General features: G+C 64.2%; 24 protein-coding genes. 6 read left to right on the top strand and 18 right to left on the bottom strand.

Annotated features, from left to right (window positions below):
• Window positions 1-12 precede the first annotated feature (12 nt).
• On the top strand, window positions 13-1,269 hold the full coding sequence (locus GSQ83_RS16005) for a glycosyltransferase (RefSeq protein WP_158803880.1): 1,257 nt from the start codon (window positions 13-15) through the stop codon (window positions 1,267-1,269).
• 541 nt (window positions 1,270-1,810) lie between these two features.
• Here GSQ83_RS16005 and GSQ83_RS16010 read toward each other — a convergent pair.
• The gene (locus GSQ83_RS16010; protein WP_371418030.1) at window positions 1,811-3,436 is read right to left on the bottom strand and encodes an efflux transporter outer membrane subunit; all 1,626 of its coding nucleotides are present in this window, start codon (window positions 3,434-3,436) and stop codon (window positions 1,811-1,813) included.
• Between the two features lie 171 nt (window positions 3,437-3,607).
• Here GSQ83_RS16010 and GSQ83_RS16015 point away from each other — a divergent pair, with 171 nt between their 5' ends.
• Complete coding sequence (locus GSQ83_RS16015; RefSeq protein WP_158803882.1) at window positions 3,608-4,243, top strand: TetR/AcrR family transcriptional regulator; 636 nt, start codon at window positions 3,608-3,610, stop codon at window positions 4,241-4,243.
• Between the two features lie 260 nt (window positions 4,244-4,503).
• On the opposite strand, the gene GSQ83_RS16020 is transcribed toward GSQ83_RS16015, so the two are convergent.
• Window positions 4,504-4,929, bottom strand: coding sequence for a DoxX family protein (locus tag GSQ83_RS16020; protein WP_158803883.1), 426 nt, complete (start codon window positions 4,927-4,929; stop codon window positions 4,504-4,506).
• 362 nt (window positions 4,930-5,291) lie between these two features.
• On the opposite strand from GSQ83_RS16020, the gene GSQ83_RS16025 reads away from it, so the two are divergent.
• The gene (locus GSQ83_RS16025) at window positions 5,292-5,690 is read left to right on the top strand and encodes a tetratricopeptide repeat protein (RefSeq protein ID WP_158803884.1); all 399 of its coding nucleotides are present in this window, start codon (window positions 5,292-5,294) and stop codon (window positions 5,688-5,690) included.
• A gap of 216 nt (window positions 5,691-5,906) precedes the next feature.
• On the opposite strand, the gene GSQ83_RS16030 is transcribed toward GSQ83_RS16025, so the two are convergent.
• The 6 genes from GSQ83_RS16030 to GSQ83_RS16055 all read right to left on the bottom strand — a co-directional run bounded on the left by GSQ83_RS16030 (window position 5,907) and on the right by GSQ83_RS16055 (window position 11,672).
• On the bottom strand, window positions 5,907-7,670 hold the full coding sequence (locus tag GSQ83_RS16030) for a monovalent cation:proton antiporter-2 (CPA2) family protein (protein ID WP_158803885.1): 1,764 nt from the start codon (window positions 7,668-7,670) through the stop codon (window positions 5,907-5,909).
• Window positions 7,671-7,975: 305 nt separating this feature from the next.
• Complete coding sequence (locus GSQ83_RS16035; protein ID WP_158803886.1) at window positions 7,976-8,125, bottom strand: DUF1127 domain-containing protein; 150 nt, start codon at window positions 8,123-8,125, stop codon at window positions 7,976-7,978.
• A 330-nt stretch (window positions 8,126-8,455) separates the two neighbouring features.
• Window positions 8,456-8,950: a GNAT family N-acetyltransferase gene (locus GSQ83_RS16040; protein WP_158803887.1), complete on the bottom strand. Its 495-nt coding sequence runs from the start codon at window positions 8,948-8,950 to the stop codon at window positions 8,456-8,458.
• Window positions 8,947-10,317, bottom strand: a complete 1,371-nt coding sequence (locus GSQ83_RS16045; RefSeq protein ID WP_158803888.1) for a trehalose-6-phosphate synthase — start codon at window positions 10,315-10,317, stop codon at window positions 8,947-8,949. The genes GSQ83_RS16040 and GSQ83_RS16045 overlap by 4 nt, the downstream gene beginning before the upstream one ends.
• Before the next feature lie 99 nt (window positions 10,318-10,416).
• Window positions 10,417-11,151, bottom strand: a complete 735-nt coding sequence (otsB, locus tag GSQ83_RS16050) for a trehalose-phosphatase (protein WP_158803889.1) — start codon at window positions 11,149-11,151, stop codon at window positions 10,417-10,419.
• Between the two features lie 89 nt (window positions 11,152-11,240).
• Window positions 11,241-11,672 carry a YraN family protein gene (locus GSQ83_RS16055; protein WP_254065728.1) on the bottom strand — a complete coding sequence of 144 codons (432 nt, stop codon included), beginning with the start codon at window positions 11,670-11,672 and terminating at the stop codon, window positions 11,241-11,243.
• Between the two features lie 135 nt (window positions 11,673-11,807).
• Here GSQ83_RS16055 and GSQ83_RS16060 point away from each other — a divergent pair, with 135 nt between their 5' ends.
• Window positions 11,808-13,637, top strand: a complete 1,830-nt coding sequence (locus tag GSQ83_RS16060; protein ID WP_158803890.1) for a hypothetical protein — start codon at window positions 11,808-11,810, stop codon at window positions 13,635-13,637.
• Between the two features lie 219 nt (window positions 13,638-13,856).
• Here GSQ83_RS16060 and GSQ83_RS16065 read toward each other — a convergent pair whose 3' ends face one another.
• From GSQ83_RS16065 to GSQ83_RS16095, 7 genes are all read right to left on the bottom strand, one after another.
• Window positions 13,857-14,519 carry a flavin reductase family protein gene (locus tag GSQ83_RS16065; RefSeq protein WP_158803891.1) on the bottom strand — a complete coding sequence of 221 codons (663 nt, stop codon included), beginning with the start codon at window positions 14,517-14,519 and terminating at the stop codon, window positions 13,857-13,859.
• Window positions 14,519-16,441 (bottom strand): 1-deoxy-D-xylulose-5-phosphate synthase, encoded by a 1,923-nt coding sequence (gene dxs / locus GSQ83_RS16070; protein WP_158803892.1) that lies wholly within the window; start codon window positions 16,439-16,441, stop codon window positions 14,519-14,521. Before dxs ends, GSQ83_RS16065 begins: the two co-directional genes overlap by 1 nt.
• A 5-nt stretch (window positions 16,442-16,446) precedes the next feature.
• Complete coding sequence (locus GSQ83_RS16075) at window positions 16,447-17,364, bottom strand: polyprenyl synthetase family protein (protein ID WP_158803893.1); 918 nt, start codon at window positions 17,362-17,364, stop codon at window positions 16,447-16,449.
• A gap of 1 nt (window position 17,365) precedes the next feature.
• The gene (locus GSQ83_RS16080; RefSeq protein WP_158803894.1) at window positions 17,366-17,644 is read right to left on the bottom strand and encodes an exodeoxyribonuclease VII small subunit; all 279 of its coding nucleotides are present in this window, start codon (window positions 17,642-17,644) and stop codon (window positions 17,366-17,368) included.
• A gap of 134 nt (window positions 17,645-17,778) precedes the next feature.
• Window positions 17,779-19,116, bottom strand: a complete 1,338-nt coding sequence (locus GSQ83_RS16085) for an ATP-binding protein (RefSeq protein ID WP_158803895.1) — start codon at window positions 19,114-19,116, stop codon at window positions 17,779-17,781.
• A 64-nt stretch (window positions 19,117-19,180) separates the two neighbouring features.
• Window positions 19,181-19,903, bottom strand: a complete 723-nt coding sequence (locus GSQ83_RS16090; RefSeq protein WP_158803896.1) for a response regulator transcription factor — start codon at window positions 19,901-19,903, stop codon at window positions 19,181-19,183.
• A complete protein-coding gene (locus tag GSQ83_RS16095; protein WP_158803897.1) occupies window positions 19,903-20,421 on the bottom strand; it encodes a MarR family winged helix-turn-helix transcriptional regulator in 519 nt (172 codons plus the stop codon). Before GSQ83_RS16095 ends, GSQ83_RS16090 begins: the two co-directional genes overlap by 1 nt.
• 102 nt (window positions 20,422-20,523) lie before the next feature.
• Between GSQ83_RS16095 and GSQ83_RS16100 the strand changes: the two genes are divergently transcribed.
• Together GSQ83_RS16100 and GSQ83_RS16105 are read left to right on the top strand one after the other, a co-directional pair.
• Complete coding sequence (locus tag GSQ83_RS16100; protein WP_158803898.1) at window positions 20,524-21,423, top strand: branched-chain amino acid aminotransferase; 900 nt, start codon at window positions 20,524-20,526, stop codon at window positions 21,421-21,423.
• Window positions 21,424-21,425: 2 nt separating this feature from the next.
• Window positions 21,426-22,007 (top strand): histidine phosphatase family protein, encoded by a 582-nt coding sequence (locus tag GSQ83_RS16105; RefSeq protein WP_158803899.1) that lies wholly within the window; start codon window positions 21,426-21,428, stop codon window positions 22,005-22,007.
• Between the two features lie 211 nt (window positions 22,008-22,218).
• On the opposite strand, the gene GSQ83_RS16110 is transcribed toward GSQ83_RS16105, so the two are convergent.
• The 3 genes from GSQ83_RS16110 to GSQ83_RS16120 all read right to left on the bottom strand — a co-directional run bounded on the left by GSQ83_RS16110 (window position 22,219) and on the right by GSQ83_RS16120 (window position 25,847).
• Window positions 22,219-23,778: a sugar ABC transporter ATP-binding protein gene (locus tag GSQ83_RS16110; RefSeq protein WP_158803900.1), complete on the bottom strand. Its 1,560-nt coding sequence runs from the start codon at window positions 23,776-23,778 to the stop codon at window positions 22,219-22,221.
• Between the two features lie 78 nt (window positions 23,779-23,856).
• Entirely contained in the window at window positions 23,857-24,816 is a 960-nt protein-coding gene (locus GSQ83_RS16115) for a sugar-binding protein (RefSeq protein ID WP_158803901.1), read from the bottom strand.
• A 41-nt stretch (window positions 24,817-24,857) separates the two neighbouring features.
• Complete coding sequence (locus GSQ83_RS16120; RefSeq protein WP_158803902.1) at window positions 24,858-25,847, bottom strand: ABC transporter permease; 990 nt, start codon at window positions 25,845-25,847, stop codon at window positions 24,858-24,860.
• Window positions 25,848-25,977: the final 130 nt, after the last annotated feature.

Here is a 25,977-nt window from a genome sequence, read left to right on the forward strand (position 1 = left end):
GACGAGGCCGACTTGCGATTTCTCATCGTCCACCAGAATTTCCCGGGGCAGTTCTTCCACCTCGTGAGATCCCTGACGGAGGCGGGCCACGAGGTCATCTTCCTGAGCGAGCCCAATGCGAACCATATGCCGGAGGTTCGCAAGGTCTCTTATGTCTCGCCGCGCATCTCGGAAGCGGTCGTGCATCCGCATGCGCGGGAGTTCGAGCTTGCGCTGCGGCGCGGGGAGGCAGCCGCCACCGCGGCGCGCCAGATCAAGGCTCTCGGCTTTACCCCCGATATCATCATCGGTCATCATGGCTGGGGCGAGTTGCTGAACCTGCGCGACGTCTTCCCCTCGACGCCGCTGCTTGGCTATTTTGAATTCTACTACAATGTCGCCGGCCAGGATGTCGGCTTTGATCCGGAATTCGTCATGCCGGAGCAGAGCTTCCCCGGCGTGCGCGCGAAAAATGCCGTCAACCTGCTTGCGCTCGATCTCAAGAACTGCATCGGGCAGACGCCGACGGTATGGCAGCGGAATACCTACCCGGACTGGGCAAGGAGTCGCATAGAATTGCTGCCGGAAGGCGTCGATCTCCAAACTTGCAGTCCCACTCAGCGTGCGGCTCGAATCTTTACAATGCCGGATGGCTACAAGCTTGCGCCCCGCGCGCCGCTCGTCACCTTCATCGCTCGCAACCTGGAGCCCTATCGCGGCTTCCATAGCTTCATGCGCTCCCTCCCGCATCTGCTGGACGCCAATCCGGAACTGCATGTGTCGATCGTCGGCATTGATCGCACGGGCTATGGCGCACCGCCCGCCGACGGCACCACTTGGCGCGTGCATATGGAAGCTGAACTCGCGGGCAAGCTCGATCTGTCTCGCATTCATTTCCTGGGCCAAGTGCAGTTCGAAACGCATGTCGAGCTACTTCGCCGCTCGGACGCGCATGTGTATTTGACCTATCCCTTCGTCGCCTCTTGGTCCCTTCGCGAGGCGATGGCAATCGGCTGCGCCATCGTCGCGAGCGACACCACGCCGGTGCATGAATTCATCACGCATGAGGAGACGGGTCTCCTCACCCCGTTCCACGACCCGGAGGCATTGGCCGCTTCGGTTTTGCGCCTATTGCAGGACCGCAAACTCAACCGCGACTTGCGGCTTCGCGCGCGCGCCTTTGCCGAGCGCGAACTCGATCTGCGCGATTACCTTCGCCACTACGGCGATCTCATCGAACGACTGACTGGCAAGACCTTGGCGCGGAGCGCGAGAGAGAAGAAGAACTAGTGAAAACCGGCGCCGGCCAAGGCTGCGGACGTCATCCTCAGAGGGGCAAGACTACATGTCTGCTCGAGACGTATTTGTTAGCACTTGGTACTCAGCTCCCAACAAGCACGCTTTGCGAGCATTAAGAGACGCGCGCCGTACCGCCAGTTTCTGCGCCGATGTGGGTGGTAGCTAATCGACCTCACCGCAAATTTGTTGCCAGCGAAACCGTTTGGAAAGTGTTGTCTGGTACGGTCCACGCCTGCAACCAAATAGCGAGACGCAGACTTCGGCATCAGGATTGTCAGCTAGCAGAAATTCGCCCACATCGATTTCGTCCGAAGAGCGCCGGGCTGGAGCTCATGTTTTGGCTTGATATCACCGCAATGCAGAAACTGCGCGATGCCTGGATCAAAGCTGGAAAGACGTTGCCGATAGCCCTTAAACCTCAAAACGTCAGGCAAGTATCGGAGTAACCGCATATTGAGCGGCGCTGTGACGACTACGGCGCCGCTCGCTGCGACGAGGAGTCATGAAACCTCCTGTCAGCGGCTACCGCGCCTCAGCTCGCATTGCCTCGTGTAATCGCCGTCTTCAACGTTTGACCGACGGACGCATTCGGCGGAGCCTCGATGCCCGGGGTTGGGAAGACATCTTCCCAGCCGCCGCCTAGCGCGAGATACAACGCGACCAAGTTAGTCGCGACCTTTGCCGTGCTGTCCTGGTAATCGCGCTGAGTCGTCAACACGGCCTGCTGCGCATTGAGCACATCGAGGTAAGTCGCGATGCCCTCGGTGTAGCGCTGCTGCGCCAGGCCGAGCGCCTGCTCATTGGCCTGAACCGCCTTGCGCAACACGCGCCGCCGCTGCTGCTCCTTGTCATAGGCGGTCAGCGCATTGTCGACATCGGAGAAAGCCTGCAGCACTGTCTTGTCATAGGCGATCATCATCTCGCGCTGCTGCTGGCGGCGCAGATGCAGGGTATCGACAAGCTTGCCGCCCTCGAAGATCGGCACGGATACAGCGCCGCCCAGGATGTAGGTCCGCGCCGCGAGGTTGAAGAGATTCTCGGTATTGTCAGCCTGGAAGCCGAACGAGCCCAGAAGATTGAAACTCGGGAAGAAGGCCGCGACCGCGACGCCGATATTGGCCGTCGCCGCATGAAGATTGGCCTCCGCCGCAACGATATCGGGCCGCCGCCGCAACAGCTCGGATGGCAGACCGATGGGAATCTTCGGTGGCGTCGGCGGCACGACCTCGGTCTGCTGCAATTCCGACCGCAATGCGTTCGGACCTTCGCCGAGCAATAGGCTCAAGGCATTGATCTGCGCGGCCACCTGCTGCTCCGCCAGCGGCAGCGTCGCCAGAGTCGTGTCGAGCTGTGCCTGCTCCCGCGCCACGTCGAGTTCGTTGGTCAGGCCGGCGGTTGCGCGCTGCTGCGTGAGGCTGAGAAGATTCTGCGCCGTCTTCACGTTGTTCTGCGCGATGATGAGCTGCGCCTGGGCGTTGCGGAGCTGGATATAGTCGCGCGCCACCTCGGCGATGGTCTGGATGAGAACGCCACGTCGCTCCTCCTCGGTCGCTTCGAGCTGGGCGTTTCCAGCCTCAACCTGGCGTCGCACCTTGCCCCAGAGATCGACCGACCACATGGCGTCGAAGCCGTACTGGTAGATCGAGAGCGGGTTGATGTCGCTGCTGCCGGAGGATTGGCCCGTCGAGCTGGCGGACGGCGCGCCGCCACCGAGGGAAAGCCCGTTATCGCTCGGCTTGACATAGGCGCCCACCGCGCTGCCGGAGGCCGTGGGGAAGAACCCCGCCGCGGTAACGCCCACGCTGTAGCGCGCCTCCGCCACCCGGATGGTCGCGGTCTGCACGTCAAGATTCTGTGAGGCTGCCCGCTGCTCCAGCGAATTGAGCTCCGGATCGCGAAAACTCTCCCACCAGGCGATGTCGGCGGGCTTCGCGACAGGTTGACTGGCAGCAGTGAGCGGTGGCCGATTTGAGAACCAGCCGAGAGGGTTAAGGGGCGATACGGGACGATGGTAGTCTGGCCCAACCGTGCAACTGGCAGCCGTCAAAGCAACTAACGAAATACCTGTCCGAGCAATTGCCCGACGGAAGGAGCCTCTGTGCCCTTTGCCCGCTGTAGCCACCACCAGCATTTGCTCCCCAGCTCCGTCACGCGACATTCAATACCTCGCCGCGCACCCTTAGGGCAGCGCAGTGCTTCCCTGCGGCGCGGCCTGGAGACGCATCCTGGAGCCAGGGTTAGGACCGATGACCGAACCGTTCGGTTATCGTCTTGTATGATAGGAACGTCCCCGTCATTGTCAAACGGCGCCGGGCGCGGATGGATCACAATGAGCGGGTTAGACGACAGCATTTCCGACAGCCTCTCGCCTGAGCGGCGGCGGGCGATCCTGGATGGCGCGGGCCGGATTTTCGCGCGGGATGGCTATGAAGGTGCCAGCATGGCCCAGATCGCGCGGGAGGTCGGAGTCTCCAAGGGGACGCTGTATAATTACTTCCCAGGGAAGGCGGCCCTGTTCAGCAGCTTCGTCGCCGATGGCTGCGACGAGCGGGTAAAGCCCATCTTCGAGACCCCATCCGAGATCGAGGCGCCGGATGAGATCCTCCGCCGGCTCGGCATGGTAATCATGGAGATGCTGCTGTCGCCCTTCCGGCAGGCGATCCACCGCATGGTGGTGTCCGAGGCCGGCAAATTCCCCGAACTCGCCCGTGCCTTCTTCGAGGCCGGGCCGCAGCGCGCCCTGAGCTACCTATCGCAATGGCTGGCGCAGGAGGATGCGCGCGGGCGGCTGGTGGTGCCGGATCCGGCCTTTGCCGCCGAGCAGTTCTTCGCGCTGTGTCAGACCAAGATCGTCATGCGCGCGCGGCTGAGGCTGATCGAGACGGCCGACCCGGCGGAGGTCGACCGTGTCGTCGAAGGCGCCATTAGCCTGTTCCTGAAATCCTACGCCCCACCGGGGCGCTGATCCGCCGGACACGCGGCAGTCTTTGAGGGCCTGCAATCTTCGAGCGCTGGGCGTGATGATCTAATACTGAACTGTGGTCTAAAGCTCCGTCATGGCGCGCGAAGGCGTGCCATCCACGCCTTCTTCGTCTCGCAAGCAAAGGCGTGGATGCTCGGCCGCGGGCGCCCGCCTTCGCCGAGCATGACGTGGTGGAGTAAGCACGGTTCGAATCGAAGACATCCTCGCCCGAGCCACCGAACTTCAAAAGGTCGTCCGCCGCCTCAGGCTAGTCTGAGAGCCGCATCGACGGAGTATCTACCGGCGCCGCTGACATACAGCACGAAAAGGCCGCCTATGATGCTGACGTTTTTGTAGAAATTGATCATGCTCTCGATATGCTCCGGTCCCGTCACCGACCAGTAGTGGTGACCGATGAGTGCTGTGCCGAGTGTGTAGAGCGCCATTAGAAGCGCCAAGGGTCGCGTCAGAAAGCCGATGATGATCGCTAACGCGACGAAGACCTCCATGATGACCGCAATTGCCGTGGCGAGAACGGGCATCGGCGTGCCGATATGCGCGAAATAGCCCTCGGTTCCGCTGAAATTCATCAACTTTCCCCATCCGAAGATGAGAAAGAGTGCCATCAAAAGAATCCGCCCCACGAGAAGAACTTCGTTTCGAACTTTACTCGCGCCAAAATCATTCATCACGTTGATACCCTCATCATTTGAAATCCTTCGCGCCGAACGCGTTGGTATGCATGACGACATTCCTCCGCGCGAAGCTGGGAGCACCAACGTCGACGAGAATGATCGTCTGTATCTTTCTATCGGCCATTCAAGCGAATCCGCCTGGCCCGACTCGCCAGTTGTTGGGCGGCAAATCTAGCCTCCAATGCCAACGGCTGCCAGTCTTTCTCGTTCGCCCGTAAAGCCGGCCTGTCGGTCTGTCTGTCCGGGCGAAACGGCCGGCTTCTGATCTTCCTGCACTCCAGAGACAGGTTTCGAGTGAAGTTCCTGCAAGGAATTTGTCCCTCGCCTAGCCCGGCTTTTCGTGCGACGACTGGTACTTGAGCGATTCGCTTCTGGACGGCCAACATAAATTGCGGGGAAACCGAGGAATGCGCGACAAGTGGATGCTGTTAATTGCGCTGGCCACAATGGCCGGCCTCAGCAGTTGCGCGGCGCCTCCCGCCAATCAGCTCGCATCTGGCTGCCCCTATTCGGGGGCGGATCAACCCACTCTCAGCCAACGCATGGCCCTTGACTGCGAGGGGAAATACTACCTGAAAAAGGGAAAGTACGACCACGCGATCAAGAATTTCGACGAGGCGATACGGATCGATCCGACCCACGCGCAGACTTATTATAACCGAAGCCTAACATATCGCGCTCTCGGCGAAACGGCCGATGCCGATGCGGATCTGGCGAAGGCGCGCCAGCTCGATCCGTCCATTCCTCAGAATTAGGGCGTGATGATCTAATAGAACGGCGCCCCAGAGATCCGTCATGGCACGCGAAGGCGTGCCATCCACGTCTTGCCTTAGTGAAGCAAGCAAAGACGCGGATGCCCGGCCTTCGCCGAGCATGACGTGGCGGAATGACTAGGTTTCTACCCAAGACATCCCGGTCTGGATGTCGGAAACTCACGCTCCTAGCGATCGCCCTGCCTGTCAGTCGATCGTTCAGGCTCGTGCCTCGCGATCCGCTTCAAAAAGTTCCGACAGCTCTTGCGCTGCCTGCTGTGTGCTCTGGATCAGTTGCTTTTCGTCGCCAGCAATAGCCTGCGTCTCGAACATGCTGCGCTCGTCGTGTTCGCGGAAGAACTCCACCGCGCGCTGGGCGGCTTGCGGCGGAATATCGAGCGCCTCCAGAACCATCTCGCTGAGGCGCAGGCTGGAGAAAAACGTTTCGCGGATGATGCCGGCAATGCCCATCTCCATCAATCGATAGGCGTGGCGTCGATTGCGGGCGCGGGCGAAAATCGCCAAGTGATCAAAATGGCGCTTGGCGATTTCGACGACACGCAGCGTTTCCTCCATATCATCGAGGGCGACTACCAATACGCTGGCCGTCTCCGCACCCGCGGCGCGTAAGACTTCCTCGCGCGTGGGATCGCCAAAATAGACTTTGGTGCCGAATCGCCGCACGACACTAACCTGCGCCGCATCCTTGTCTAGCGCGGTGAAGGCGATGTTTTGCATGCGGAGCACCCGGCCGACTACCTGCCCGACGCGGCCAAATCCGCAGATGATCACCGGCGCTGAGGATGCGTCGATCCGGTCATAGACTGGCTCTGGGCGCCGATCGAAGCGTGGCATCGCCAGCCGCTCCGAAGCCGCGAAAAGAATCGGCGTGACTACCATCGAAAGCGCGACAACGAGCGTTGCCAGATCAGCCTGATCGCGTGACAGCGATCCGGCGGCCACAGCCGCGCCGAACAGCACGAAGCTGAATTCGCTCCCCTCGGGCAGAGCCAGGCTGAAACGCAGGGAACTCTTAAGGCTGCCACGTTTCACAAGCCCGAGCAGGAAGGTGACCGCGATCTTGACCGCCACCATCACGGCCAGGGCGGCGGCGACCATCCCGGGATGCTCGATCGCCAGATGAAGATTGGCGGACATGCCGACCGAGATGAAAAAGAAGCCGAGCAGCAGGCCCTCGAAGGGTTCGATATTGGCCTGAAGTTCGTGCCGGTATTCGGAGTCCGACAGCAATACGCCGGCCATAAACGCGCCCAGCGACATCGAAAGCCCGGCCCAATTCGCCAAGGCCGCCGTTCCGGCGACGAGCAACAGTGCTGTCGCGGTAAAAACCTCGGGTGTCTTGGCGCCGCCCATGAACCGGAAGACCGGACGGACGAGGAAACTGCCGCCGACCAGGATGATGGCGATGACCGCAACCGCGCGGCCTACTTCCAGCCACGAGACATGGGCAGGGACATTGCCGCCGGCTAGCAACGGAACCAGCGCGACCAGAGGAATGAAAACCATGTCCTGGAACAACAGAACCGCGAAGCTGTCGCGCCCGGCAGTGGAGGAGAGCAGCTTCCGCTCCCCCAGCATCGGCAGGACGATGGCGGTCGAGGACAAAGCCAATCCTGCCGCAAGCACAATGGCGCCTGTCCAAGGCACCCCGGCCCAATGGACCAAACCCGCCAGCAGCAAGGTGGTCGGAATCATCTGACCCAGCCCGAGACCGAGAACGGCCTTGCGGAGGATCCAGAGCCGATGCGGTCGTAGTTCGAGGCCGATCAGGAACAGCAGCATAACCACGCCGAGTTCGGCGACGGTGCCGATCTGGCCCACATTGGTCACGAGCTGGAGTCCAGCCGGGCCGATGATGATTCCGGCGATCAGGTAGCCAAGAATACTGCCGAGACCGAGCTTGCGGGTGATGGGAACCGCGATGGCCGTCGCCGCCAAAAGTGCCACCAGCGTTCCGAGCATCTCGCCTCCTCATGCCCACGAGGCGGGCTGCTAAAGCGCGATGCCTATACCGGCCGAGCGCTCAGCCTTGTAAGGCGCAACAATAGCAGCCGTCAGTCGTCAAAGCTTCAGCCTCTATGGGCAGGCAGGCGGAAGAACTCGGCAATCGGCTCAGCGAGCAGCCGCCAAAAGCGCAGTCCGCCCCGGCGTGCTTGGCGCGCGACAGAACTAAGTGTGGTGCTCTTGTTATTCGTCATCATGATCTCCTGAGAGGTTTTGGAAACCCATCGAAGCGGATGAACTCCAAGATCGATCGGGCGTGGAATTTACCGGCGATAGGTGCCGGCGGCGATCGAAGGCAGGTCGCCACGGCTGAAGCCCAGTTCGGCGAGCTCACGGTCCGTGAAACTGGCCAGTTCGCGAGCCTGCTGCCGGAACTCGCGCAACTCCTCGCGGCGCGTGACAATGTTCGTCATGGCGGCTCTAACGCTACGGCTCATAGAGGCGAAGCCAAGAAAATCGACCGCGATGGGCGATTTAGGCGCTACGCGGACTAAGCTTTCAAAGGTCTGCATATCAGGGTACTCCGGTTGATGTTGCAATGCAGCATAACCCTCCGGAGGCCGCTTGTCTACTTTAAAGCGAACTCAAGTCGCTATAACGATGTCGCGAGCCTGCTCTGCTTCCTGCGAGTGACCGAGCGATGTGATCTGGTTCGGAAGCATCAGCTTCGGGGGCTGGGCAAACCCATCACCACCCGGCCCTCCAGGACCGGGACCGCGCGCGTCGAGGCCGCACGCGCCGGGCTACGCGCTCCGAAGCGGCTCCGCATTGCCGAGATCTCGGCGCATCAGGGTGACGCATACCCCCGCATCGACTTCCCGCCCCGCTTCGATCCAGCCGAGTCGCGCGTAGAGGCGCTTCTCTGATGCGGTGAAGAGCCAGAGGGTTGGGATGGCGGCTGTTCTGGCCGCTGCCTCGACCGCCGCCACCAGCGAGGCCGCGTAGCCACGGCCGCGATGAGGGGGCGCCACATAAACGCTCGCGAGCCATGGGGTCAGGTCCGGACGCGCGGGCAAATCCTTGTGCACGAGGCTCGCCGTGCCTGCGGGCTCCTTACCCACCAGCAGCACGAAGACCTGCTCAGGCCCTACGGCTGCTACCTGGGAGGAGACACGCGCCAGCGCCGCGGCCGCAGTCTCCTCGTCCGGGAATGCGAGGGTCTGCCAAGCCGCGACCACCGTCGCCAGATCAGGCCGTTCCGCCAAGGTGACGATGCGGACAGCCGGACCAGTCGTCACGCGGGGCGGAGGGCCGCCAGGAAGGTCTCGGTGAAGCGCTCCGGAGTTCCAGCCCATACTTTGTCGCGCAAAGCATGCCATCGCTCCTTGCGCTCGCCAAGTTCCATGTTGAGCGCCTGATCGATGGCTTCCGCGACGCCATCGGCATCGAAGGGATTGACCAGCAGGGCCTCGCCCAGCTCATGCGCCGCGCCGGCGAATTGCGACAGGATCAGCACGCCGGGATCGGCGCTCGACTGCGCCGCGACGAACTCCTTGGCGACCAGATTCATGCCGTCGCGCAGCGGCGTCACCAGCCCGATCTGCGCCATCCGGTAAAACCCCGCCAAGGTGGTGCGGTTCATCGCGCGGGTCATGTAGCGGATAGGGGTCCAGTCGAACTCCGAGAAGCGGCCGTTGATGTCGCCCACAAGCCGGTCAAGGTCGCGGCGGAGTTGCTTATATTGGTCGACATCCTCGCGCGAAGTCGCGGCGACCTGCATCATCAGGACGTGGCGGCGATGGGCGGGGAAACGATCGAGCAGTCGCGCGAAGGCCCGAAAACGTTGAGGCAAGCCCTTGGAATAATCCAGGCGGTCGGCACCGATCACCAGCTTGCGCTCGAACAGACTCTCGCGCATCCGCTTCACTTTGGTGCCGCGCACCGATCGCGCGGCGGCTGCCGCGAATTCCTCAGCGTCGATCCCGATGGGATCCACGACCACCTGCACGCGCCGCCCCTCGAAGACAAAATTGCCGTCCTTATCAGCGCTAACGCCGAGGAAGACATGGACGCATTCGAGGAAAGCCTTCTTGTGGTCCTCGGTGTGAAATCCGACCACGTCATAGGCGCAGATGCCGGCAATGAACTCCCGCGCGCGCGGCATGATGGCGAGCATGGCCGGCGGCACGAAAGGAATATGCAGGAAGAATCCGATGCGATGTCCCGCGCCATGCGCCCGCAACGCGGCGCCGAGCGGAAACAGGTGATAGTCATGCACCCAAACCAGATCGTCATCCTTCAGCAGCGGCAGGAGCGACTCGGCGAAGCGGTTGTTGACCGCCGCATAACCCTCCTCCTCCTCGCGCTTGAACTCGAACAATCCCATGCGGAAATGCAGCAGAGGCCATAGCGCGCCGTTCGAGAATCCGACGTAAAAATCATCGTACTCGCGCTCGGTGAGGTCGATCGTCGCGTAAGTAACGCCCTGAGCCTCATGGAGCGCGGGCTTGGCGCCCTCCTCAACATGGCCGCGCTTGCCGCTCCAGCCGAACCACATGGTGCCGGGGACGAGGCCGCTGCCCAGCGCCACCGCCAAACCACCCGCGCGAGGATTTTTCTCGTGCGGGATCTGAACGCGGTTTGAAACGATTACGAGGCGAGCCATAGCATTTCCTTCCTGCTTCGCGACGAGCCCGTCACGCAGCGGATTAGCCCGACCCGGAGACAGGTCCGCGGGGCGTAGCCGATCGGCACGTTGTCGCAATCAGCCACGCGTCATGCCACGGGCCAGCGCCGCCGTCATCTCGCCCAGCCATTGCCGCACCTGGGCGGGACCGCCGTCAAAGTCCCGCGCCACATGCAACCCATAGCCGCCGAGCTCGGCGGCCGCCGCCATTCCTTCCTCGTCGGTCACATCATCACCGATGAAAACCGGAACGCGGCCGGCGAAAGGCGCGATGCGCATCAGCCGCTGCACCGCCGGCCCTTTGCCGACGCCCGCCGGCCGCACCTCATAGGCCATGAGCGCCGTGAGGATCTCGACCTCGCCCGGGGAACTCGCGACCAGCCGGGTCAGGCTTGCCAGGACCTCCGGTCCCGCCTCGGGCGCCTGGCGGTAATGCACCACGAAGCCGACACTCTTTTCCTCGATATGAGCACCCGGCCAGCGCGGCAGCTCGGCCCGCAGGGAGGCGAGCCAGGCCTCGCGCTTCGGCAGCCGCCCGGCGGCCTCTTCAAGCGTTCCATCCGGCAGGCGGATGCGGGCGCCATGCTCGGCCGCGTAGACCAGTCCCGGCAGGGGGAGAAACGCCTCGATGTCCCGCGCGGGCCGCCCGCTTACCACGGCGAGCGCGCCACCGCAGAGAACCCGCAGGCGATCCACCAGCCCCGGCAATTCAGGCGGTATCACCACGAGATCGTGCCGGGGCGCGATGTCGATGAGAGTGCCATCCAGATCGAGGAATAAAGCGGTATCGGGCGCCAGATCGGTCGGTGTCATTCTTCGTCCGCAGCTAGAAACCCACCCTTAAATAGAGCAGTGGCGAGGGAGCGCCAGGGTGAGAGAGGCGCGGAGGCACCGGCGACACCTCAATCGCCTGCGCGAAAGGCATCGGCCACCTGTCGCAAGGCGCCGCCCGCACCGACCAGCCACAGATCGAAACGGACGCCGGCGCGGCCCCAGCCCGGATGGGCGCCGAGCAGGATTTCGGCGGCACCAATCAGCCTCGCGCGCTGCGATGGCCCCAGAGCGTAGGCGGCGACATCAAGCGCCATCCGCGACTTGACCTCGATAATGCTGAGTATCCCGTCCTTCTCGGCCGCGATGTCGATTTCACCCGCTTCCGTCCGCAGCCGGCGGCCGAGAATGACCCAGCCAGCGGCGAACAGCGTCTCCACGACGAGATTTTCGGCGGCCACGCCATTCCGTTGCGCGGTGCGGCCACGCGCCACACGCGGCCCGAGCACCGGCGAGGGGGTCGCCGCCATGCGAGTGGCTTTCCGAATCCGCGTGGTGCTCATGGCTCATATTCATTACGATATTACAACGTAAAGCAAGACGTAGCTTCGGGTGCCGAGGCAACGGCATGCTGCCACCCCTTGCGCTGGGTGCGGGGGCAACGGAGAAGACGAGGGCGACAGGGGGTAGATTCGCAAATGAAGACAAGACGCAAGCTGGGCCTCGCGGCCGCGACGCTGGTGATTCTCGTCGCCGCGGCAGCGGGAGCGGCTCAGCTTTGGGCGCAACGGACGGCGAAGCAGCGGGTGGACGCCACCATTGCCAATCTGCCGCAGGGCGAAACTGGTCACTACGACCAGCTGCACTACAACCTGTTCAACCAGCGCCTCCACCTCGTCGGCCTCGTCATCACGCGGGAAGGCCAGACGGTATTCTCCGCCGGCCGCGTAACCCTGCTGGAAGCCTCGGGCGCTGGCACGACCGACGATCCCTTCAGGGTCGGCTCCGCCAACATCGCCGACATCACGACGACCCAAAATGGTCACCACCTCACCATCGACACCCTGACCGCCGAGGATGTCTCGGCCCTGGGCGCCGGCGTCTCCCCTCCCCTCGGCCTCGCGACCTGGCCCAGCCTGCCGGAGGGCGGCACGCTCCTCGCCGCAAGGCGCATCACCGCCAGCGGCATCCACGACGACACCGGCAGCAGCATCGTAAAACTGGCGGTCGCGGATTACCGCGCTGGCCATCTTCGCGCCGGCTCGCTGACCGCCTTCGCGGATGCCCGCGGCGATCGCGTGGCCTCGATCGCGGTGGATCAGCTCGACCTCGATGGGCTCGACCGAGTCTTTGACGCGCAGCGGTATGCCGCAGGTGCGCCAAGCTGGCCGGAGCGCCGCCCGCTCATCGGCCACCTGGCGATCAAGGGCGTCTCGATCGCTGATATGGAGAAGGGATCAGCGAGTATTGCCGATATTGGCCTCGATGGCCTCTCCGGCCGGCCCTTCGCGGCGGCGCCCGGCTCGGCCGAGGCCAAGACCATGAAGGCGGCGATGGACGACGCTCAGGCCATCGCGCTCAAGGGTCTTACGCTGCACGGCATATCCCTGACGGCGCCAAAGCAGGAGATGGCGTTCAACCTGCAGCGCTTCGCGCTCTCCGGCTACGGCGACGCGGTGTTGGACCGCATCGGCTTCGAGGGTCTCTCCGTTAAAGGAACCCTCAACCGGACTGTGACGATCGACCGTTTCGCCCTGCGCGGCATCAATGCCGCCGCCCTGCTCAAGGAATCCCCGGATATCTCGAATTTCGACCTCATGATGCGCGCGGGTTCGGGCGCCGTGAGGGTCGCCGGGCTCGAACTGGCGGGTCTCGCCACCACCACCGCGCCCGGCGTGACCTCCTCCCTCACCTCTCTTGAGGAGACGGTGGACAATGGCACCCCGCTCAGGGTGCAGATGACGATGCGCGGTCTCAGCCTACCCGCGGGCATCGCGCCGGGCCCGGACAACCCGCTCGTGGCGCTCGGCATCGATCCGCTCGTGCTGGATGCAGATGAAGTCTGGGTAACCGACCTCGCCAAGCGGGAGGCCACTATCGAGCAGGGCCGCGTTGCGGCCCGGGGTCTCGCAACCCTTGAGGTCACCGGCCATTTCACGAATCTGCCGATCGGCACCACCTCAGTCGAGGAGGCTTTCGCGCAGATCGAACAGATCGCGACCACCAAGATGATGATCCGTTTCACCAATGACACGCTGATCCAGCGCGTCCTCACCATGGTGGCGAAGCAGCAGAGCAAGACGGTGCCCGAGGTGAAGGACGAGGCCAATCTGGCCGCCTCGGTTCTCGCCGGGACATTCCTATCGGAGCAGAAGGACGCGGCGGAGCAGATCGCCGCCTTCATCGACCAGCCGAAGACCCTGACGATCACGGCGGACCCAGCCGGACCGGTCGTGCTGTCCAAACTGGACGGCCCGGATTCGCTCATCGCCCAACGGGCGCTGCACCTGCATATCGCGGGGGATTAGAGACGCTTTGGTAGCGGTTGGTTTCCTCGGGCGCCTCCGTTTACGGCCCACGCGCCATCTCGTCATGGCACGCGAAGACGTGCCATCCACGCCTTGCCTGTATCACGCAAGCAAGGCGTGGACGCTCGGCCTTCGCCGAGCATGACGGTAGCGGGTGGAGAGATGTTCGAGATTTGGCCTTGAGATTGGCCCGCGCGTTCGGGCCCTTGCGTATTCGCCCTAAAGGCTCGCTTCCGCTGCCCGGCGTAGCAACCGCCGCAAAAGGTTGGCCTCGTGGTCCGTAAGACCCGCCAGTATCTCCGCCTCCGCCTTGCGCTGAACGCGGGCTAAAAGCTCGCCCAGGGACGCATCCTCGGGAACCGCCCCGCCGACAGCGGGCTCGTTCCGGACGAACATGCCGTAACCGCCGCTATGGAAGGCGAGCGGCGCGTGGCCGTCATGGTCGAATTCCTCGACCTCGCCGACGATGATGTAGTGGTCGCCTGCTTCGTGGCGAAAGGCGGTGCGGCACTGGAAGCGCGCGGCTGCGCCCACCAGCAGCGGCACTTCGGAAATCCCGCGCTCGATCGCCACGCCCGCGAATTTGTCGGTGCCTTGGCGCGCGAATTTGCCCGACAGTTTCTCCTGATCCATCGCCAGCACATGCACGGCGAAACGCTCAGCCTGCATGAAGGAGTCGAGGTTGGTCGAGTTCTTGCCAATGCTCCACAGGATCATCGGCGGATCGAGCGAGACGGAGTTGAAGCTGTTCGCCGTCATGCCGACATCCGCGCCGCCGACATCACGCGTCGTGATGACGGTGACACCGGTCGCGAAAGCACCGAGCGCGTTGCGGAATTCTCGCGCGCGGTCCTGTACCTGAACTGGGAGAGCCTCGGCCATCAAGCCCTCACGGCGGCACTTGCAGCGGAGACCCCCAGCGCAGAGAGCGCCGTCGCCACGATATCCTTGGGCGTGAGCCCAGCCTCGGCGAGCTGGCCGGCAGGGGTGTTGTGGTCGATCAGCTTGTCGGGGATGCACATCGGCCGCACCTTGATGCCGCTGTCGAGCAGCCCTGTGGTCGCCAACAGATACAACACTGCCGACCCAAAGCCGCCGGCCACATTGTCCTCGATGGTGATGAGAACCTCGTGGTGGCGGGCAAGCTGGGCGACCAGCGCGGTGTCGAGCGGCTTGGCGAAACGCGCATCGGCGACCGTGGTGCTGAGACCCCGCGCCGCCAATTCCTCGGCCGCCTTCAGCGCGTCATGCAGGCGCGGGCCAAGTGCCAGGATGGCGATCTTGGAACCCTCGCGGATGATGCGGCCGCGACCGATCTCCAAAGGCGTCCCGCGCTTGGGCAGCGTGAGCCCCAGGCCCTCGCCGCGCGGATAGCGGATTCCGCTCGGCCGGTCGTCGATCAAAGCCGAGGTCGCGACCATGTGCATCAGCTCGACTTCATCCGACGGCGCCATGATAACGAAGCGCGGCAGGCAGCCAAGGAAACACAGGTCGTAAACGCCGGCGTGCGTATGGCCATCGGCGCCGACCATACCGGCGCGATCCATGGCAAAGCGGACGGGCAGCGACTGGATCGCGACGTCATGCACTACCTGGTCATAGGCGCGCTGCAGGAAGGTCGAGTAGATCGCGACGAAGGGCTTCATCCCCTCGGTCGCCATACCAGCGGCGAAGGTCACGGCATGCTGCTCGGCGATACCGACGTCGAAGGTCCGGTCCGGAAACTTTTTGCCGAAGCTGTCGAGCCCGGTGCCGCTCGGCATGGCGGCGGTCACCGCGACGATCGTGGAATCCGCCTCGGCCTCGGCGATCAACGCGTTGGCGAAGACCTTGGTATAGCTCGGCGGTCCCGGCGGCGCCTTGGCGAGTTCCCCGGTGATGACATTGAAGCGGGTGACGCCGTGGTATTTGTCGGCCGAGGCCTCGGCAGGCGCATAGCCCTTGCCCTTCTGCGTCACGACATGGAGCAGCACCGGGCCGCCCTCATCAGCATCGCGCAGGTTGCGCAGCACCGGCAGGAGGTGATCGAGGTTATGCCCGTCGATCGGACCGACGTAGTAGAAACCCATCTCCTCGAACAGCGTTCCGCCGGTCAGGATGCCGCGGGCATATTCCTCGGCCCGCTTCGCCGTCCGCTCGATCGAGCGCGGGAAGCGCTTGGCCATGCGGGCCGCGAGGTCGCGCAGGTTGAGGAAGGATTGCGAGGAGATCAGCCGCGACAGATAGGCGCTCATCGCGCCGACCGGCGGGGCGATCGACATGTCATTGTCGTTGAGGATGACGACAAGCCGACTCTTCATCGAGCCGGCATTGTTCATCGCCTCGTAGGCCATGCCCGCGCTCATCGCGCCGTCGCCGATCACGCAGATGACCTGCTGCTCGCGATTCTCGCCCTTGAGATCGCGGGCCACCGCCATGCCGAGGCCGGCGGAAATCGAAGTCGAGGAATGGGCAGCGCCGAAGGGGTCGTATTCGCTCTCGCTGCGGCGGGTGAAGCCCGAGAGGCCACCCGGCTGGCGCAGGGTGCGGATACGATCACGCCGGCCCGTCAGGATCTTATGCGGATAGGCCTGATGGCCGACATCCCAGATCAGCCGGTCGCTCGGCGTGTCGAAGACCGCGTGGATCGCGACGGTCAGCTCGATCACGCCCAAAGCGGCGCCGAGATGGCCCCCGGTCACGGAGACGGTATCGACAGTTTCGGCGCGTAATTCCTCCGCCAACTGAGCGAGTTGCTCACCTGAGAAGTTTCGCATGTCGGAAGGAACTGAAACGCGATCCAGCAGCGGTGTATGCGGGGGCATGGGCGTCAACTCCGTCTCGAGACCACGAAATCAGCCAAGGCGATCAGATGGATAGCGCGGTCGCCGAAGCCGGCCAGATGGCCGGCCGCTTGTTTGGCCAGCATCTCGGCATGAGTGCGGGCCTGCTCGATCCCCATGATGGAGACCATGGTAGCCTTGCCGACGGCAGCATCCTTGCCGGCCGTCTTGCCGATGACCGCCTCGTCGCCTTCGGCGTCCAGGATGTCATCGGCGATCTGAAAGGCGGCCCCGAGATCGCGCCCATAAGCGGTGATCTGGTGGCGCTGCATCTGCTGCGCCCGCCCAAGGATAGCGCCAGCCTCGGCGCTGTATTGTATCAGCCGCCCAGTCTTGAGCGCCTGCAAACGCGTGACCTCGGGGGCCGTCAGCGCGCGGCCCTCGGAAAGCATGTCGATCATCTGGCCACCAACCATGCCTCGGCTACCTGCCGCGGCGCCCAAAGCCGCCACCAGCTCGATCCGAGCCGAGGGGTCGGAATGGGTGTCCTCATCGGCCAGAAGCTCGAAAGCCCGCGTCAGCAGCGCGTCGCCCGCCAGAATTGCGGTCGCCTCGTCGAAAGCCTTGTGGCAGCTCGGCCGGCCCCGCCGCAGGTCGTCGTCATCCATCGCCGGCAGGTCGTCATGCACGAGGGAATAGGCGTGCAGCATCTCGACCGAAGCGGCAACGCGGGTCGCGCAGGCCTGCGAGACGGAGAACAGGCTCGCCACCTCCATCACCAGGAAGGCCCGCAGCCGCTTGCCGCCGCCGAGCACGGCATAGCGCATAGCCTCGATGAGCCGCTGCTCCTGCCCGTCCGGCAACGGCAGCAGCACGTCGAGTGCACGCTCGACCTCCTCCGCCCGGCCGCCGAGGACCTGCTGCAGACGGGACCCTTCGTCATTGGCGACGTGAGTTGTGCTCATCTCAGGCCACTGGCCGCGTGGTGAGGGTGCCGTCGGCCCGTTCGACGATCGCCTGGATGCGCAGCTCCGCATCGGCGAGCTTCGATTCGCAGTGACGGCGGAGCGCGCTACCACGCTCGAACGCGATGATCGCCTCCTCCAATTTCTGCTGGCCGCTCTCGAGTCCGCGCACGATACGCTCGAGTTCGGCCAGGGCCTCCTCGAAGGACAAGGCGGCAACATCGGCCAACACGCCAGGGGCGGCCCCGGTCACGGCTGGGGGTGCGGCGGAGGCGGACATCAGCGGCCTTCCCGCCGCGAGTCCGGCATTAAGAGAAACATGAACATTGTCGTAATCCTTTTGACAGATTCTCGCCAACCCCTGGAAGAGTTAGACGAGACTCGCCCTATCACGGGTCTGCTAGCCGTAAGCTTTCAAAGCGGCAACCGGATCGTGGCGCGAAGACCCCCCAGAGGGCTGTCTCCGAGCAAAATTTCCCCGCCATGTGCCCGTACGATGTCCCGCGCAATCGCGAGGCCAAGGCCCGTGCCGCCACCGGGGCTGCCCGGGGACGCGCCGCTCTCGAATGGGCGAAAGACGCTTTCGCGGCGCTCCGGTGGGATCCCCGGCCCGTCATCATCGACCGTTATCTGTGCCGCCCTGGCACCATGCTGGGCGACACCCACCACCACGTGACGCGCGTGCCGCCTCGCGTTATCCACCAGATTATTGACGGCGCGGCGCATGGCATCGGCCCGTAGCGGCAGGGTGAGGTCGGGCGTGCCGTGGAAGGTCACGCGTCCATCGGCCCGCCGTGCGGCCGCCACTACCTCCTCCAGCATCGCCGAGAGATTGGCGGGTTCCGCCCGCTCCTCCCCCTCGCCACGGGCGAAGGCGAGGTAGCCTGCGATCATCCGTTCCATCTCCTCCACATCCGCCGTCATATCCGCGACTTCCGGCGCCAGTTCCTCGGTTTTGGGCAGCATTGCCAGAGCAAGCCGCAGACGGGTGAGCGGCGTGCGCAGGTCGTGGCTGACCCCGGCCAGCATGTCGGTGCGCTGCGAGAGGAAGCGGAGAATGCGGTCCTGCATGCGGTTGAAGGCGGCGGCGGCCTGCCGCACCTCCCGCGCGCCTTCTGGCCGGATCGGCCCCCGGTCCCGCCCCATGCCGAAGGTCTCGGCCGCGCGGGCAAGGCGGCGGATGCCGCGCACCTGATTGCGCATGAAGAGCCCGGCGATCAGCAGGAGCAGGATCGAGGTGCCGAAGATCCACAGCACGAAGACATAGATCGACCCGGCATCCAGCCGTTTGCGCGGAACCGTGACGTTCACCACACCGACCGGCAGGCCGATCCGCACCAGAACCGATTGCGGGTCCGAGGTCCAATCCATGTCGAAGGGGCGGCTGACATGCTGGTGCAGCGCTGCCGCCAGGTCGTCATCCATCGGCCCCAGGATATTGATCTGGTGCCGCATGACGAGCTTCTTGCCGGGCTCGAAGCTCATCCGAAGATCGAGCTGATGCTGCGCCTCGGCGATGATGCGCTGCTGAGCGCGCGTGTCCTGGGCATGGGCGATCATGTCCAGGCTGAAGGCGATCTCGCTCGCGATGCTGAAGGCGAAGCGGCGGGAGATCAGGCCGAGATGGCCGCCGTAGAAAAGCTGCAGCGTGACGGCCTCGAGCAACAGCACCGGCAGCACGATGATGAGCAGGCTGCGGCCGAAGAGGCTGCGCGGCAGAAATTTCCGCAGCACATGCTCGGGGGTTTTCATGGCTGGTCGAGCTGAAGAGGGCGCGGCCTTCGCGGAGGATGGCGGGCGTGCCGAAGCCATCATCCTAGACGCCCGGCTTCAGCACATAGCCGCGGCCGCGTACCGTGTGCAGGAAGCGGGGCTCGCGGGTGTCGACCTCGATCTTGCGGCGAAGGCGGGTCACCTGCACGTCGATCGCCCGTTCCCCCGGCTCATCCATTTCCAGCGCGGCGGCGATTTCCTCCCGCGACAGGATCTCGTTCGGCTTGGCGGCGAGCGCTGTCAGCAACGCCACCTCGCCGCCGGTCAGCCGAATGGGACCCTGCGGACCCCGCAGCTCGCCCCGCTTGGGATCGAACTCCTTGTCGCCGAGCCGCACCGCTGCGGCGTCGGTTCCGGCAACGGCGCCCAGCCCACCGGCCCGCCGCAAAAGCGCTCGGGCGCGCAATACCAGCTCGTACGGATCGAAGGGCTTGCCTAGATAGTCGTCGGCGCCCGATTCGAAGCCGGCGATACGATCCTCGGGCGCGCCGCGCGCCGTCAGCAGCAGCACCGGTAGCTCGGCATCGCCCCGCCGCCGCAGATCATCCACCAGAGCGAGACCCGATTCACCCGGCATCGTGACGTCGAGGATCATCAGATCCGGGCGCAGCGAGCGCAGGTGATCGCGCGCCTCAGCCGCATCGGCGGCGGCGGTTACGCGAAACCCGTGATCGGAAAGATACCGCACCAGGAGCCGCCTCAGCCGCGCATCGTCATCGACGACAAGGAGATGGACGGGAAGCGTCGCTTCCTCGGCCGCGACCATCACGCGCTCCGCGCGCGCGGCTCCCGCGCCGGGGTTTCGACCAAGGCTGGTCCGGATTCCCCGGTCAGTGCGCGCAATACGCGGCGGAAGCCTTCCACCGCCGGGCCGCCGGCTTCGCGATAGGCGCGCATCAGCACGTCCCTCTGACGCTCGAACAACCGGCGCTCCAGCGCCTGGCCCTCGGCGGTGAGGCTGAGCAAGCGCTGGCGGCGATCCACCCGCCCCGGTGCCTGAACGACATAGCCTTCCTCGACCAGCGTCGTTAGAACACGCGAAAGGCTCTGCTTGGTAATGCCGAGGATGGCGAGGAGGTCGCTGACCGTGATACCCGGCGTGCGGCCGATGAAATGCAAGGCGCGGTGATGGGCGCGGCCGAGTTCGGAGCCTTCCAGCACCTCATCCGCCGCGCGAGTAAAGTCCCGGTAGGCGAAGAAGAGAAGATCCTGGGCGAGGCGAAGTTCCTCCTCCCGCAGGAACAGCAGGCCGGCACCTGCGGCAGGATGAGCGGGCTGGGGCATGGCTGGCATACGGTCATTTTACGACAGCTTCGTTGACTTAACAAGCGATTCGCCATTAGGTTTTGTCCATCCCAAGCAACAATATTGCGGAAGAACAGGGTTATGGCGCTAGTTCCTTTCGACGACCGAGACGGCATGATCTGGTGGAACGGCGCGCTGCGCCCGTGGCGAGAAGGCAAGTTGCATGTCCTCACCCACGGCCTGCATTACGGCAGTGCCGTCTTCGAAGGTGAGCGCGCCTATGGCGGCAATATCTTCAAGCTCCGCGAACATAGCGAGCGGCTGAAGCGTTCCGCCGAAATTCTCGGCTACGAGATCCCCTATACGCTAGAGGAAATCGACGCCGCCTGCCAACAGACGCTCGTCGCCAACCACCTGACGGACGCCTATGTGCGGCCGATCGCCTGGCGCGGCTCGGAGCAGCTCGCGGTTTCCGCCAAGCTCACCACGATCAACCTCGCGGTGGCGGTCTGGGCCTGGCCGAACCTGTTCGGCAATGACCGCATGAAGGGCGTGCGCCTGGGCAATGCGACCTGGAAGCGCCCGCATCCCGAGACCGCGCCGACCGCCTCGAAGGCCGCCGGCCTCTATATGATCGGCACCATGTCCAAGCATCAGGCCGAGGATGCGGGTTTCGACGATGCATTGATGGTCGACTGGCGCGGCCGCGTGGCCGAAGCGACGGGCGCCAATATCTTCTTCGTCATGGACGGCGCGCTGCATACCCCGACGCCCGACTGCTTCCTCGACGGCATCACCCGCCGGACGGTGATGGGCCTGGCGCGCAAGCACCAGATCAAGGTGGTGGAGCGCGCGATCGAGCCCTTCGAAATCCCCAGCGCGACCGAGGTCTTCCTCGCGGGCACGGCGGCCGAGGTCACCCCGGTGCGCCAGATCGACACGCATCACTTCACGCCGGGTCCGATCACCGAACGGCTGCTGCGCGATTACGAGGCGCTGGTGCAGCTACACCCAGACGAAGTCGCCGCACGCGCGGCGTAAGTTTGGCTGAGGATGAAGGGCGCGGTGCCATAGGTGCCGCGCCCTTTTCAGCTATGGGCTTCGATCCGGCGATTCTCGCCCGTCCGACGATGCCAATGGGCGGCATTGTCACCCGCATGGTCGGCGGTCGCCGCATCGCCTTGGTCCGGCACCCGCCGCTGCTTGGCGGCAACGGTCTCTGCTACGGACGGTTGGATCTGCCCCTCGCCAATCCCGACATGGACATCCCCGACCTCGTGGCCCGGCTAGAACCAATGCGCGGCGCCACGATCTGGACCAGCCCGCTGTCTCGTTGCCGGTTAGTCGCGGAGGCTTTGGCTCTCGCTTGGGGTGGTGCGGCGGTGCGGGTAGACGCGCGGTTGATGGAGATGAGTTTCGGCGAGTGGGAGGGAATGCGGTGGGATGAGGTGCCGCGCAACGAACTCGACGCCTGGGCTGCGGATGTCGTGGGTTTCGCGCCGCCGGGTGGGGAAAGTGGTGTTGCGTTGGTGGAGCGTGTGACGGAAGTTTGGGGAATCATCGAAAGCTGTGCGGGAAACCAAGTCGTGGTGAGCCACGGCGGACCGCTTAAAGTCGTTGTGTAGGGCGGAATGTCTTTGGTTTGAACCTTGCCCACTTGACCACGTCTTGCTCGGCGAAGGCCGAGCATCCACGCCTTGCTTGCGTGACGAAAATAAGCCGTGGATGGCACGGGGTGCCCCGCACGCCTTCGCGTGCCGTGACGAGTGTTTGGATTGCGGTGCCAACTAAAGATATGACGCCTAAGACTTCGCCGTTCAGCCGCGTGCAGCCCCCTCAGCTCCGCGCCTCCGCCTCTCCGTAGGTCATCGGCGGCTTCGCCCCGGGATCACCCGGCTCCGCATGCTCGAGTGCCGCGAGTGCCATGATGCGTTCCTCGCTCGCCTCGTCGAAGGGAATCTCGCCCGCCAGCACGCCGCCGCGCATCACCAGGATGCGGTCGGAGATTGTCAGCACCTCGGGCAGATCGCTGGAGATCACCAGCAAGGCCAGCCCGTCATGCGCCAACTCGCGCATCAGCGTGTAGATTTCCGCCTTGGTGCCGACATCCACGCCGCGTGTCGGCTCGTCCACGATCAGCACGCGCGGCTTGGTGGCCAGCCACTTCGCCAGCACCACCTTCTGCTGGTTGCCACCCGACAACAGACCCACCAATTGCTCGACCGACGGTGTCTTGATGCGGAAACGATCGACATAGCCGCGGATCATGCGGCTTTCATCGCCCGGCCGCACAAAACCCAGGCTAGAAATATGGCCGAGTCCCATTGCGGATAACGTCAGGTTGGTGCCGACACCGAGGCCCAGAACGAGTCCCTGTTGCTTGCGGTCCTCCGGCACCATGCCGATCCCCATGCGCATCGCGTCACCCGGCTTGCCGATGGTGATGGCTTTGCCGTCCAGCGTGATGCTGCCATGGCGCGGCGGCGGCGCACCGAAAATGCCGAGCGCCAGCTCCGACCGACCGGCGCCGATCAGGCCCGCCAACCCAACAATCTCGCCCTCGCGCAAATCGAAGGAAATGCCGTTGTAGCGCTTGTCGTCACCAAGATCGCGCACCGAGAGAACGATGGGCCGCTCCGCGCCCGTCGGCCGCACGCGCTGCACGCCGGCAAGATCGCGGCCGACCATCAGCCGCACCACCTCATCCTGATCCGTCTCGGCCAGTCGCACCGTGCGCACATGGCGGCCGTCACGCAGCACCGTGACGGTATCGCAATTCTCGAAAACCTCCCGCATGCGATGCGAGATATAGAGGATCGTAACGCCGTTCGCCTTGAGGTCGTGCACGACACGGAACAGCACCAGCGCATCGGCTTCCGACAGGCTGGATGTCGGCTCGTCCAAAATCAAAAGCCGCGGGTCATGGACGAGGGATTTGCAAATCTCGATGAGTTGCTGCTGGGCGATGGTGAGTTCGCCGAGCCGCTGGTCGGGGTCGATCGCGATGCCCATGCGAGCCAGCGCCGCCTTGGTGCGCGTCCGCATCTCAGCGCGCGCCACCAGCACACCCGCCGCGCGCGGCTCGACACCGAGGAAGACGTTCTCGGCAACACTCAGATTGCCTGCGAGCATAAGCTCCTGAAAGACGATGGAGATGCCCTTGGCCGCCGCATCCCGCGTGCCGGACAAGGTGAGCGGCTCGCCATCGAAAATGAGGCGTCCAGAATCCGGTTTCAGCGCGCCGGCGATGACCTGCATCAGCGTCGATTTACCGGCGCCGTTCTCGCCCATGATGGCATGGACCGTCCCAGTCTCGACCTCGAAGGTCACGTCGCGCAGCGCCTGCACGCCGGGAAATCCCTTGGAGATCGATTGGACGGAGAGGAGAACGGTCATGCTCGGCGGCCTTTCGGCAGTGGAAGGCCCTTCGCCACGCCGGCCCGAAACCGCCGGCGTGGCGAAGACGTCAGCGAATCACTTCGCTTTTGCCAGGAAGCTGTCGACATTGGCCGAGGTCACGACATCGGTGCCGGTGTCGGTGATCTTCGGCACGGTGCCGCCATTCGAGAGCGTGTTCAGCTCATCGATCGACCCAGTGCCCATGGCATAGGGCCGCTGGCCGACCAGCACGGTCGCGAGGCCTTCCTTGAGCAGCTTGAGCTGCGGCGTCAGCGTATCGAAGGACACCACGACGAACTTGCCCGCCTTCAGATCGGCGGCGCGGTTCTTCAGCGCCTTCGCATAGGCCGCGGGCGCGAACATCGGCCAGCCGCCGGAATAGAAGATGCCGTCAAGCTTGGGGTTCTTCGCCAGGATGTCCTGGATCACCTGCACGCCCTTGTTCGAATCATCGTCGCAGGCATAAGGCGAACCCGTGACTTCCTTGAAGTTCGGCCCAAGCTTGGACTTGAACCCGGCGATGCGGTCATTGAGGTTCTGCGCCGAAAGGCCGCCGGTCAGCACGGCATAAGTGCCGCCATTCGGCAGCGCCTTGGCGAATTCCTCGCCCGCCGTGGCACCCGCGCTCTCGTTATTCGTGCCGACGAAAGCGATGCGCTTCGAGGTCGGGGAATCCGAGTCGAAGGTGATGACCGGAATGCCCTTCTTGAGCGCGGCGGCGATCACGTTCTTGATCGAGTCCGGATTGTTCGGCGCGACCGAGATGCCGGCGACATGGCGCGTGATAAGGTCACGTATGATGCTGATCTGCGCCGCGTCATCGAGCTGCGCCGGGCCGGTGAACAGGCAAGTAGCGCCGATCTTCGCGGCCTCGGCTTCGCAGCCCGTCTCGGCATCGGCATAGAAGGGCACGCCGAGCGCCTTGGGCACTAGGGCGAAAACCTTCTTCTCGGCGGCCTGCGCATGGCCGGCGGCGCCTGCCAGACCCAGCCCCACGGTCATCACGGCGGCGGCACTCAACAATAGGTTCTTCATTAGGTTCTTCCCCGATAGGACTTGGTTTTTGGATAGGCACGTTACCGCGTTCGCCAGAATCCCTTGCGGACCTGGTCGATGAACACCGCGAGCACGATGACGGAACCGACAAAGACGCCCTGCCAATAAGCATCGGTGCCAAGCAGCACGAGCCCGTTGCGCAGCACTTCCAGGATCACGGCACCGATAAAGACGCCGAGGATTGTGCCCTCGCCGCCGGTCAGGTTGGTGCCGCCGATCACCGCGGCGGCGATCACGCTGAGCTCTTTGCCGAGCCCCTGATTGGAGATGGCGGAGGACAGGTAGCTCACCTCGATGATGCCGGCGACACCGGCGAGCACCGCCGAAATCACATAGACGCTGATCTTGAGGCGATCGACTTCCAAGCCAGTCAGCCGCGCCGCCCGCTCATTGCCGCCGACCGCATAAAGCTGGCGGCCATAGACGCTGCGGCTGAGCACAAGGCTCGCGATGACCGAGAGCACCACGAAGATGATGAAGGGGTTCGGCAGGCCAAAGATAGCGCCGCCGCCCAGGTTAAAGAATGGGCTGTCATCGGGCCGGAAGCCGTCGATCGAATGGCCGCGGGTAATCACCAGTGCAAGGGCGCGCGCGATGCTCATGGTGGCGAGCGTCGGCACGAAGGGCGGCATGCGCAGCTTGGTGACACAAAGCCCGTTGAAGAGGCCAAAAGCGGCGGCGATCAGCAGCGCGAGAACACAGGCGGGAATGGTGCCCATACCGGCATTCATCAGGGCGGCGGAGGAGACAGCGGACAGACCCCAGACGCTGCCCACCGACAGATCGATGCCGCCGGTGATCATGACCATCGCCTGCCCCAGCACGACGATGCCGACGAAGGAGAAGTTGCGTGAGTCATTGAGGAAGTTGTCGGGTGTCGCGAAATCCGGCGCGAACACCGACAAGCCGATGACCATGATGATCAGCGCGAGGATAATGCCGGTTTCGCGGGAACGCAGCGCGCGGCTGACGAAGGACCGGCGGCCCTGATCTTCCGTGGCGCCGCTCATTGGCGTGGCCCTGCCGAGGCAGGTGCGACTGCGGCGTCGCGATGCTTGCAACGAGGCTGTTGGCCCACGTCCGTCCTCCCGACTCTTGTTGCGCCGGTTCAGGACCGGCCTTTTCGCACCACGGTCGTTG

It is taken from the genome of Acidisoma sp. L85, assembly GCF_009765865.1.
In the GTDB taxonomy this organism is placed as follows: Bacteria; Pseudomonadota; Alphaproteobacteria; order Acetobacterales; family Acetobacteraceae; genus Acidisoma.